Source organism: Methylomonas sp. BW4-1 (genome assembly GCF_052474385.1).
In genome coordinates this window covers 4,499,122-4,510,945 of record NZ_CP184125.1, presented here as the reverse complement: position 1 = coordinate 4,510,945, position 11,824 = coordinate 4,499,122, and the positions used below count along the sequence as shown (strand labels likewise).

The 11,824-nt window shown below is 54.7% G+C and carries 8 protein-coding genes; 5 read left to right on the top strand and 3 right to left on the bottom strand.

The window, feature by feature from the left end; genetic code table 11:
• The first annotated feature begins 71 nt into the window (after positions 1–71).
• The 4 genes from ACH5Y9_RS20870 (at position 72) to ACH5Y9_RS20855 (ending at position 7,534) form a co-directional block, all read left to right on the top strand.
• Positions 72–1,370 (top strand): hemolysin family protein, encoded by a 1,299-nt coding sequence (locus ACH5Y9_RS20870; protein WP_101053690.1) that lies wholly within the window; start codon positions 72–74, stop codon positions 1,368–1,370.
• A gap of 191 nt (positions 1,371–1,561) precedes the next feature.
• Positions 1,562–2,698, top strand: a complete 1,137-nt coding sequence (locus ACH5Y9_RS20865; RefSeq protein WP_445367444.1) for an efflux RND transporter periplasmic adaptor subunit — start codon at positions 1,562–1,564, stop codon at positions 2,696–2,698.
• A gap of 3 nt (positions 2,699–2,701) precedes the next feature.
• Positions 2,702–5,827: an efflux RND transporter permease subunit gene (locus tag ACH5Y9_RS20860; protein WP_445367443.1), complete on the top strand. Its 3,126-nt coding sequence runs from the start codon at positions 2,702–2,704 to the stop codon at positions 5,825–5,827.
• Entirely contained in the window at positions 5,828–7,534 is a 1,707-nt protein-coding gene (locus ACH5Y9_RS20855) for a BatD family protein (RefSeq protein ID WP_445367442.1), read from the top strand.
• 11 nt (positions 7,535–7,545) lie between these two features.
• Here the strand turns inward: ACH5Y9_RS20855 and nudE are convergent, their stop codons facing one another.
• Both nudE and ACH5Y9_RS20845 read right to left on the bottom strand, forming a co-directional pair.
• Complete coding sequence (gene nudE, locus ACH5Y9_RS20850) at positions 7,546–8,097, bottom strand: ADP compounds hydrolase NudE (protein ID WP_033157587.1); 552 nt, start codon at positions 8,095–8,097, stop codon at positions 7,546–7,548.
• Between the two features lie 83 nt (positions 8,098–8,180).
• Positions 8,181–9,692, bottom strand: coding sequence for a methyl-accepting chemotaxis protein (locus ACH5Y9_RS20845; protein ID WP_445367441.1), 1,512 nt, complete (start codon positions 9,690–9,692; stop codon positions 8,181–8,183).
• Positions 9,693–9,868: 176 nt separating this feature from the next.
• Here ACH5Y9_RS20845 and yrfG point away from each other — a divergent pair, with 176 nt between their 5' ends.
• The gene (yrfG, locus tag ACH5Y9_RS20840) at positions 9,869–10,525 is read left to right on the top strand and encodes a GMP/IMP nucleotidase (protein ID WP_445367440.1); all 657 of its coding nucleotides are present in this window, start codon (positions 9,869–9,871) and stop codon (positions 10,523–10,525) included.
• Here yrfG and rhlB read toward each other — a convergent pair.
• Positions 10,464–11,804 (bottom strand): ATP-dependent RNA helicase RhlB, encoded by a 1,341-nt coding sequence (gene rhlB / locus ACH5Y9_RS20835; RefSeq protein WP_445367439.1) that lies wholly within the window; start codon positions 11,802–11,804, stop codon positions 10,464–10,466. The genes yrfG and rhlB overlap by 62 nt on opposite strands.
• Positions 11,805–11,824 lie beyond the last annotated feature (20 nt).

Below are 11,824 nucleotides of genomic sequence, written 5' to 3'. Positions count from 1 at the left end.
ATTGACGGATCGGGAATCCGGAACGAATTAGCCTAAGACCGACACATTTTAATTTTGGACGCGATGAAACGATGGATATTGGCCTGATACTGATTTTAATCCTGATCAACGGTGTGTTTGCAATGTCGGAAATGTCTCTGGTCTCTTCCGGACTGGCGCGCTTGCAGAAATTGGCCGGCGAAAAACGCGCGGGGGCGCGCACCGCGCTGAAATTGCACCAGGACCCGTCCCGATTTTTGTCTACCGTGCAGGTCGGCATTACCTCGGTCGGCATTCTCAGTGGCGCCTTGGGCGAGGATGCCTTGACCGAGCCCCTGTATCGGCAACTGCAGAACATTCCCCTGCTGGCGCCCTATGCCCAGAGCATTGCATTAATCGCCACGGTATTTCTGATTACTTATTGTTCGGTAGTCATAGGTGAACTGGTGCCCAAGCGACTGGCCTTGCTACATCCGGAGCGGATTGCGGTGTTTATCGCCCGGCCCATGCACACCCTGTCACTGGTTGCCAGCCCTATCGTCTGGCTGCTGTCTTCATCCAGTACGCTGATACTGCGGCTATTTGGCGCGCATCGGCCGCCGCAGACCAGTGTCACCAACGAAGAAATCAAACTGCTGATGGAAATCGGTGCGGAGTCCGGGGTATTTCATGCCAGCGAAAGCCATTTGGTCGGTAACGTCTTGCAACTGGATGAACAAATGCTGGGTGCGGCCATGACGCCCCGGCAACAAATATACGCTATTGATTTAAGCGATCCGGAAGCGACAGTGCGCGCGGAAATTGCCGACTGTCCTTACGCCCGGGCAGTAATTTGCCGGGACGGTCTGGAAAATGTGGTCGGAATCTTGCAGAGAAGCGATCTGCTGAAACTGGCGATGGCCGGCGAGACCTTGGATATAGCGCCGATCCTGCATACGCCGCTATACGTGCCGGAAGCTATGACGCTAAGGCAATTACTGGAGTTTTTCCAGGAAAAGCGAGCCGATCTGGCGCTGGTCGTCGACGAATATGGGGATATTGAAGGCTTGGTCACGCTGAGCGATGTGCTGAAAGCCATCGTCGGCCATCTGCCCAGCCGCACCAATCTGGACGTCGATGTGGTGCAACGTAGCGACGGCTCATGGTTGGTGGATGGCGGCTTATCGATTCAGCGTTTGAAGACGGTGATCGGTATAGACGGCAATTTGCCCGGCGAAGCCGACAACGCCTATCACACCGTCGGCGGCTTTATTTTGTTTTACCTGGAAAAAATTCCCCAAGTAACGGACAACTTCGAATATCGGCAGTGGCGTTTCGAGATCGTCGACATCGACGGTACTCGTATTGACAAGGTGTTGGTCAGCGCCAAGCCGCCCGAGGCCGCAATTTAACGCTTTGCCACATTGGGTTTGTCGGCCTAAAGCGCAATAGGCGACACCTGAGTTATACGCCAACATTGCTTGCATCGGCATTCGCTTTACATCGTTAGATTACCTGACGACCTAGAAAATCACCTGGCAACGTAGAAGTAGCCCGTGATTTGTTAGTTGTTTGAAAAGATTTTTTGCTTAAAGGACATACCATGAAAGCCAAGCTCCATACGTCATTCCGCTCTTCTCCGCTTATGGCAGCGCTGTTTTTGCTGAGTTTTGCCTTGCCCGCCGTTGGCGCGGATCATAAACCGTTACTGGAAGCCTCGCCCGCCTTGTTAAAGCTGTTGAGCATCGCCGAGGTTAAACCCGGCGAAGTCGGCGAGTCGCTGAATCTTTCGGCCAGGGTGGAGTTGGATCAACATAGGGTCGCGCGCATCGGCGCCTCGGTTACCGGGCGGATTACCGAAATCGATGCCATGCTCGGCCAAGCGGTAAAAAAAGGCGAACGTCTGGCGCTACTGAACAGCACCGAGCTCGGTAAAGCTCAGTCCGACTATCTAAAAGCCGCGTCACAAGTCAATTTGCGGCGGATTACCGTCAAACGTGCCGAGCGTCTACTGGAAAGCGGCGTGATCTCGGAAGCCGAGTTTCAGGAGCGGCAGAGCGTGTTGACTGAAGCGGATGTGGATTTACGCGCCGCCGCCGACCAGTTGCGGGTCATGGGCATGAGGGATGCCGATTTGCAGCGCATAGACAAACAACGCAGCATTCACTCCTTTTCGCCGGTTACCGCCAGCATAGACGGCGTCGTCATCGAACGTAACGTCGCCATCGGCCAGGTGGTACAGCCGGCAGACGCCTTGTACACGGTTGCGGACTTGTCGCAGCTGTGGCTGGTGGCGGAAATTCCCGAGCAACAAGCGCATTGGGCGCGGCAAGGCGATCAAGCGTTCGCCGAAGTGCCTGCACTGCCGGGGCAGGAAGTTAGCGGTAAGTTGATTTACGTCGCCGATATGGTCGATTCGGACACCCGCACGGTGACGGTGCGCATGGCCCTGGCCAATCCGCAGCGTCTGTTTAAGCCGCAGATGCTGGCTACTCTAAAAATCAGCAAGCCCGGTTCGCAAACCTTGATCGTGCCCAGCCAGGCGGTGGTCAGGGAAAATGATAAGGATTTTGTGTTTGTGGAAACCGCGGCCGCCCGGTTCGAATTGCGCCCGGTACGTTTGGGCCGCGAAGAAGCGCAGAAACGGCCCTTACTGGAAGGCTTGAAAGCGGGTGAAAAAATTGTCGTGGGCGGCGCGTTTCATTTAAATAACGAACGCCTGCGCAGCACATTGGAGTAGAGCATGATTAATAGCCTAATAGCAGCCGCTCTGCATCAACGTGTTCTGGTGGCGGTGCTGGCAGTGGCGGTCACGCTGTTCGGCGTGCGCGCCGTGCAGCAGTTGTCGGTGGATGCATTTCCGGATGTCACCAATATCCAGGTTCAAATCGCCACCGAAGCGACCGGCAAATCGCCGGATGAAGTGGAGCGATTGGTCACCGTGCCATTGGAAATAGCGATGGCCGGCCTGCCCGGCCTGGAAGAAATGCGTTCGATGAATAAGAACGGCTTGTCTTTGATCACGTTAATTTTTACCGATAAGACCGAGGTTTACTTTGCCCGGCAGTTAGTGATGGAACGGCTGATAGAGGTGAAGCAGCAGATGCCGCAAGGCATCAATCCGGTGCTGGGGCCGGTGTCCACCGGTTTGGGCGAGGTGTATCAATACACCTTGGAACGCGACGACGATGGCAAACGGGCCTTGACCCAGGAGGAATTGCAACAGCGCCGCGAAGCGCAGGACTGGGTGGTACGGCCGTTGTTGCGCGGGATTCCCGGCGTGGCGGAAATTAACTCCCAGGGCGGCTATGTCAAGCAATACCAGGTGTTGGTTGATCCCAACCGCTTGCATCATTACCGGATTTCATTAACTGAAGTATTCGAGGCGCTGGCCAGAAATAACGCCAACAGCGGTGGTGGCGTGCTGCCGCATTATGCCGAACAATATCTGATTCGCGGCGTCGGCTTGATCAACGACGTCAAGGACATCGGCAATATCGTCTTGAAGGAAGAAGACTCCGTACCGGTGCATATGCATGATGTCGCCGAAGTCAAAATCGGCCACGAAGTCCGGGCGGGTGCAGTGCTCAAGGACGGCTACACCGAATCCGTGGGCGGCATTGTCATGATGCTGCGCGGCGGCAACGCCAAGGAAGTGGTCAGTCGTATTAAGGCGCGAGTGGCGGAAATCAACGCGAAAGGCATGCTGCCGCATGACCTGAAAATTGTTTCCTATTACGACCGTAGCGATTTGGTGGATGCGGCTTTGCATACCGTGACCAAAGTTCTGCTGGAAGGCATTGTGTTGGTGGTGATCGTGTTGTTCCTGTTTCTGGGCGATGTCCGCTCCAGTCTGATCGTGGTCAGCACCTTGATCGTCACGCCCTTGGTGACGTTTATCGCGATGAATCAGCTGGGTCTGTCCGCCAATTTGATGTCGCTGGGCGGCTTGGCGATTGCCATTGGTTTAATGGTCGACGGTTCGGTGGTCGTGGTGGAAAACGCTTTTCGTTTGCTCGGCGAACGCAAGGGCCGCGCTACCAGCCGGGTGCGCGTGGTGCAGACCGCGGCACAGGAAGTGGCCACGCCGGTATTGTTCGGTGTCGGCATCATCGTGCTGGTATTTTTGCCGCTGATGACGCTGCAAGGCATGGAAGGCAAGATGTTCGCGCCCCTGGCTTATACCATTGCGATTGCCTTGCTGATTTCGTTGATCGTGTCGTTGACCTTATCGCCGGTACTCTGTGCCTTTTTACTGGAAGGTCACGACGGCGAACATGACACCCGGCTGATCGCTTTCATCAAGCGGATTTATTTACGGATGCTGGATTGGGCGATGGCCAATCGGCTGAAGGTGGTGGGCGGTGCGGTCGGTGTGTTTGCCGCGACTTTAGCCTTACTGCCCTTGCTGGGCACATCGTTCATTCCGGAAATGAAGGAGGGCTCCATCGTGCCGGGCATTAACCGGATGCCGAACATTTCACTTGAGGAAAGCATCAATGTGGAGATGCAGGCGATGAAAATGGTGATGGCAATCCCCGGCGTAAAAACCGTGGTCAGCGGTGTGGGGCGCGGCGAAAGTCCCGCCGATCCGCAAGCGCAAAACGAGTCCACGCCTATCGTTACATTGAAACCGCGGGAAGAATGGCCGAAAGGCTGGACTCAGGACGATATTGCCGATGCGATGAGCGCGAAACTCACCGAAAACTTGCCCGGCATGCAGGTGGTGATGGCCCAGCCGATTTCCGACCGGGTGGATGAAATGGTCACCGGCGTGCGCTCGGACGTGGCGGTGAAAGTCTTCGGTGACGATCTGGCTGAACTGAAACGCCTGGCAGACGCCATTGCCGGGGTGGCGAACGACGTGAACGGTGCCCGCGATATTCGGGTCGAGCGTTTGACCGGCCAACAATACTTGAATATTACCGTCGATAGGCAAGCCATTGCGCGCCACGGTTTGAATGCCTCGGACATTCACGATGTCATAGAAACCGCGATAGCCGGCAAGGTGGCTACCGAGATTTATCAGGGCGAACGGCGCTTTTCGGCGGCGGTGCGTTTGCCGGAGCGATTTCGGAACAATATCGGTGCCATCGACGCGCTGATGCTGACCTCCGCGAACGGCGCGCGCGTGCCGCTCGGCGATGTCAGCAATATCACCTTAAATGATGGTCCGGCCTTGATCAGCCGGGAAATGGGTAAGCGCCGCATCGTGGTAGGGATTAACGTGCGCGACCGGGATTTGGGCGGCTTCGTCGCCGAGCTGCAAAAAGCCGTGGCCGACAAAGTGCAATTGCCGGAAGGCTATTATCTGCAATGGGGCGGCCAATTTCAGAATATGGAACGGGCCTTGGGGCATTTGCAGATGATCATTCCGGTCACTATCGCGGCGATTTTCTTTTTGCTGTTTATGTTGTTTAAATCGCTGCGCTTTGCCGCGTTGATTATCCTGGTGCTGCCGTTTGCGTCGATAGGCGGCATCATCACGCTGTTTCTCAGCGGCGAGTACCTGTCGGTACCGGCGTCGGTGGGATTCATCGCATTGTGGGGCATCGCGGTGCTGAACGGCGTGGTGTTGGTCTCGTATATTCGCTCCCAGCGCGAAAGCGGCCTGAGTCTGGAGTATGCGATACGGCGCGGCTGCGAACAACGCTTTCGGCCGGTGATGATGACCGCCACGGTGGCCTTGCTGGGTCTGGTGCCGTTTTTATTCGCCATCGGCCCAGGTTCGGAAGTGCAAAAGCCCTTGGCTATCGTGGTGATCGGCGGCTTGATTAGTTCCACGCTGCTGACCTTGGTGGTATTGCCGGTGTTATACGGCTGGTTTGATGACCGCCCTGATGTTCATAAACCTTTTTCAATGAAGTAAATGATCCATTGTATACATAGACATAGTTACTCGTGGCTGCTGTATGGCCTGTTAATGCTGATCAGCGCCGCGATACAGGCGGCGGAGATTCAAGTAGCGGTTGATCGCAACCCGGTTGGCCTTAATGAATCGTTTCAAATTACCTTTACCGCCAGCGAAGAGCCGGACGGCAATCCGGAGTTTGCGCCCTTGCAGGAGAATTTTGAAATTCTCAGTCAGCAGCGCAGCACCAGCTCCTCTTGGGTCAACGGCAAAAGTAGCCGGACTGAACAATGGATAGTCCGGGCGATGGCCAAACAAGCCGGCGAGTTGTTTATCCCGCCGATTGCCTTCGGTGCCGATAGCAGCAAGCCGTTAAAACTGGTCGTCAACGAAAATACCGCCGCTCCGCAAGGCAACGACGACATATTTCTGGACGTGACCGCCACGCCCGAGCAACCTTACGTGCAGTCGCAGGTGCTGTACACGCTGAAGTTGTTCCGCAAAGTACAGATTACCCAGGCCAGCCTTAGCGAGCCGGAAATTAAGGATGCGCTGGTCGAAAAGCTGGGCGAGGACAGCACCTACGCCACCCAAGTCAAGGGCGTGGATTACTGGGTGACCGAGCGCAAATATGCCATTTTTCCGCAACAGAGCGGGGTATTTACCATTGCGCCGCTGATTCTGAATGCCGAATACCTGAGCAATCAACGCCAACCGCGTTTCAACGGCTTCTTCAATCGGCCGGATACCGAAACTCGGCGGGTGGCTTCAAAAGCCATCACTTTAAACGTGCAAGCGGTGCCGGCCAGCTTTAAAGGCCCGAACTGGTTGAGCGCCGAGTCATTAACACTCAGCGAAGCTTGGTCCGACGCCGGCTTGCAAACCAAAGTGGGCGAACCCTTGACCCGCACCCTCACACTGAGCGCGAAAGGCACCACGGTCGGCCAGTTGCCGGAGCTGCTCGATAAAACGACTATCGACGGCATCAAAACCTATCCCGACCAACCGCTGCTGAAGGAAGACAAAGACAGCGACGGCTTAACCGCGCTGCGCGAGGAAAAAATCGCCTTCATCCCTTCCAAGCCCGGCGAATATACCTTGCCGGCGCTGGACATCGTTTGGTTCAACACCAAAACCCAGAAAACGGAAACTGCACATCTGCCTAGCGTCAAGCTCACGGCTTTAGCCGGCAGCACGGATGCCCAAAATTCCGCACCGCCCGCTACATCAAGCACGCCGCAAGAGCCGGTAACTAGCCCGATGACCACGTCGCCGATTACCGTGACCAACAGCAGCGACACCCGCTTTTGGCAAGCGGTATCGGCGACGTTGGCGCTGGGCTGGCTGCTGACCATTGTTGTGTTTTATCGCCGCCCTTCCGGCAAAGTATCTAAGGATAAGCCTGTTGAACGGGTGCCGGAAACCGCTATGGAAAAGACCCTGAAACGTGCTTGTTGGGAAAATAACCCGCAGGCCGCCAAACAGGCCTTGCTGCAATGGGGTAAGGCCGAGTTCGGTGCGGAGAGTTTGGGGGCGATTGCGGCGCATTGTCCCGAGGCGCTGCGTGAAGAGATTTTGGCGCTGAATCGCTTGCTATATTCCGGCCAAAGTCAGGACTGGCAAGGCCAGACTCTTTGGCAGGTGTTTTCCACTAAACCGGCAGCGGTCAGCGGCAAAGGCAAAGGCAAAAGCGATGACGGTTTGGAGCCCTTGTTCAAGATTTAAGGTTCGATTCCTCAGCCGCGCCCGTTCAGATGTGCCAATGCCATGTACAACGCGGCAATCGAGCGCGCTTCACTGCATTCGCCGCTGGCTAGCAAGGTATCGATACTATTCAAGGGCCAAGGTACCACTTGCAGTTCTTCAGGTTCGTCGCCGACCAGTTTTTCCGGATACAGGTCTTCAGCAAGAATAATATCTATCGTGTGTTCCAGATAGGCCGGCGCCAGCGATACCCGGTGCAAATGGTGTAATTTGGCCGCGCCGTAACCGATTTCTTCTTTCAACTCACGGTTGGCGGCGTCCAGCATATCCTCGCCGGCATCCAGCTTGCCTTTCGGTAAACCCAGCTCGTAACGATGGATGCCGGCGGCGTATTCCCGAACCAGCAGCACAGTGTCTGCATCCAGCATCGGCACCACCAGTACCGCGCCGTGCGAAGCGCTACGGGCCAGGCGCTCGTATTGGCGGCGCTCGCCGTTACTAAACTCCAGGTCCAGCGCTTCGATGCAGAATTGTCGGGTTTGGGCGATGACGGTTTGTTTGAGGATTTTTGGTCTGTTGGGCATCGGCTCAGGGTCTACAGCTTGGTTGTTGGTTGGGTTGCTGACGTGGGTTTGCTTTCTATGCCAAGATCGGCGTGAAAGTACTTTCAACTGTTCGCTAACTTAAAAAAACCCACCACGCTTTGCAGTTGTTCGGCTTGGCCGTTCAATTCCTCGGCGGTTGCGGCCATTTCTTCCGAGGCGGCTGCGTTTTGTTGCGTCACTCTATCCAGCTGCCGCATGGCCTCGCTGATTTGTTTGATACCGCTGGCTTGTTCTGCTGACGCGGCATTGATCTCTTGGACCAAGTCCGCTGTTTTCACAATGTCCGGCAGCACATGGCCGATGAGCACCCCGGCTTTTTCCGCAATCGAGACGCTGTTGGACGCCAACTCGTTGATTTCCGCCGCTGTGGTGCGGCTGCTTTCCGCCAGTTTACGGACTTCCGCCGCCACCACGGCAAAGCCTTTACCGTGTTCGCCGGCGGAAGCGGCTTCGATTGCCGCGTTTAAGGACAACAAATTGGTTTTGTAGGCGATATCTTCGATAAGCCCGATTTTTTTGGCAATGTGTTTCATGGCGTTGACGGTTTCGATCACCGCTTCCCCGCCTTGTTTGGCCTCGCTGGCGGATTTGCCGGCTATCTGTTCGGTGACGTGTGCGTTTTCGGTATTTTGTTGAACGGACGCACTGAGTTGTTCGATGGAGCTGGTGGTTTCTTCGACACTAGCCGCCTGCTCGGTGGTGGCTTGGCTGATCGATTGCGCGGTAGCGCTGACTTGCTTGGATGCCGAGCTTAACATGTCGGCGTTACCGAGAACTTGCTGAACGACGTTGCTCAGCTGGTCGCGCATGCCTTTTAAATCGTACAGCAAACTACTGCTGTCGCCTTCCCGTAGTTCTATCGCCACGGAAAGGTCGCCGGCGGCCATGGTATTGACTGCTTCGGCAGCATAGCTTGGTTCTCCGCCAAGTTGCGTCATCAAGCTTTTAGTGATCATATAGCCGGCAACACCACCAAGCACCACGGAAACTAGCGCCAGTATGGTAATAAAGTTCACGCTTTGATTAACCGTTTCCTTGGCTTCGTCTCCAGATTGTTTCATTAATTTGGTTTGAAACTCGATAAGCGCGGCTACCGCGTTAATATACTCGGTTTGTAACTTCCTGACTTGGGACAGCAAGAAATCCGCAGCTTCTGCTTGCTTACCCTCTGCTGCCAATTTGATGAACTGATCCTGGGCGGCAATGTATGGTGTGCGGGCGGCCTGTATTTTTTGCAGCAGCGCTTTGCCTTCCGGGCTGGCAATGCTCTCGTCGAGTTTATCCAGGTTTTCCTTGATAGCACGGCGCGAGTCTTGGATACGGCTCAGTTCCTTGTCGATGGTGGCTTGGTCTTTGACAATCAGGGTATTGCGCATGGAGCGGGCGATAATATTGATATTGTCGATGACATTATTGGCCCAGACCGTTTTCGGAAATTTATCGTTGACCATATTGTCGATGTTGGACAGCAGGCCGTTCATGCCGTTGATGCTGATGCCGGCAATCATGACCAATAACATTAGGACCCCGCTGAATCCCAAGCCTAAACGGGTCCGAACTTTCATGGTACGCATGAATTTAACTCCTTTCGACGGCTGCTGCCGGACAACACAGATATGCAAGCTTTTAATCCTTTTTCTTATAGACATCAAGCCTAGCTGAACTTAGGGATTTTCCGGTTAGAATGAAAAACTAATTTAGGCCGTGTTTGGGAATGACGGGAGCTATTGAATGATAGGGATAAACTAAAATGCTCGACTGGAAACAAATCGATACCGTACTGTTGGATATGGACGGCACTTTGCTGGATTTGAATTTTGATAATCATTTTTGGCAGGAGTTTGTACCCTTGCGCTTTGCCGAACTGCACAGCCTAACGCTTGAGGACGCCAAACAGCAGTTGGCACCGCGTTTCAAGGCGATGGAAGGCAAACTGGAATGGTATTGCCTGGATTATTGGACCCAGGAGTTGGCCTTGAATATCGCCGGGCTGAAGCAGGAGTTGGCAGGCTTGATTGCCGTGCATCCGCATGTCACCGAGTTTTTGGATGCGGTGCGAACCAGTGGCAAGCGTTTATTGCTGGTGACGAACGCGCACCGCGACAGCTTGAATCTGAAAATGGAAAAAACCTGTCTGCATGGGTTTTTCGACGAAATCGTTTCGTCGCACGATTTTGGTTTTGCTAAGGAACAGCAAGGTTTTTGGCAAATCCTGCAAGACCAGCATCTGTTCGCAAAGGATAGAACGCTGCTGGTAGACGATAGTGTTGCCGTACTGACCTCCGCCCGTACTTTCGGCATTGCTCATCTGGTGTCGATCAGCAAGCCGGATAGTCAACGACCGGTTAAGCAGGTTGCTGAGTTTGCGGCGGTGGAGGATTTTCGGGCGTTGATGCCTGGTTTGTAGCAGTTGCGGGGCGAGGCGGCCGGTGCTCCCTGGGTTTGTGATCTGCACGCGGCGGGCGTTTGTCGCGCTGCATGACTCGTTCGCGCGGCTCACGGCGTTCCGGTTTGATCACGTCTTCCACCATCAATTCCGGCGTGATGGTTTGCACCGGCACTTTCTCGCCGATGTAATCCTCGATGTCCGGCATCGAGTAAGCGTATTCCTCGCAAATAAAGCTGATCGCCTCGCCGCTGGCGCCAAAACGCGCGGTACGACCGATCCGATGCACGTAATCCTCAACGTCCTGCGGCAAGTCGTAGTTAAACACATGCGAAACGTCGGGGATGTGCAAGCCGCGCGCCGCCACGTCGGTCGCGATCAGCAATGTAACCCGGTTTTCCTGGAAATCGTTGAGCAGGCGCTGGCGCTTTTCCTGCGGCACGTCGCCGCTGAGCATCGCGGTTTTATGGCCGTTGGCTTGCAGATAATCGTCCAGTTGTTCGGCGCAACGCTTGGTGTTGACGAAGACGATGCTGCGCTGCGGTTGGTGCTGTCTCAGCAAACCCAGCAATAGCGGGATTTTTTGTTCGTTGGCCGGACAGTAAGCCACCTGATTGATGGCTTTGGAAGTCACTTCCTCTGACTCGATTCGGATCAGCACCGGGTTGTTCATGTGCTCGTAGGCCAGTTCGGTGACTTTGTAAGACAGCGTGGCGGAAAACAGCATATTCAGGCGTTTTTCCGCCGGTGGCATGCGGCGCAGCAAGAAGCGGATGTCCTTGATAAAGCCCAGATCGAACATGCGGTCGGCTTCGTCCATCACGGTAACTTGAATATTGTCCAGCGTGAAGGCGCCCTGCCGGTAAAAGTCGATAATCCGGCCCGGTGTGCCGATGATGATGTCGACATTGCCTTTGATTTTATCCAGCTGCTTTTGGTAGTCGGTGCCGCCGTAGATCAAGGCAAACTTCAGGTTCAGATACTTGCTTAGGGCTAGTGCATCTTTATGAATCTGAATCGCCAGTTCGCGGGTTGGAGCGAGAATCAGCGCGCGCGGGTTCTTGATTTTTTCGCTTTCGTCGTTGATCAGGTGCTGAAAGGTCGCCAGCAAGAATGTGGCAGTTTTGCCGGTGCCGGTTTGGGCTTGGCCGGCAATGTCCTTGCCGCGTAAGGACAAGGGCAAGGATTTATCCTGAATGGGGGTGCAGTTGATGAATCCTGCTTCTTTCAGACCTTTAATGATGGAGTCGGACAGCTCCAAATTGCTAAAACGTGTTTCCGTCAAATGTGTTTTCTTCATAGCCCGATAGAATAAACTAA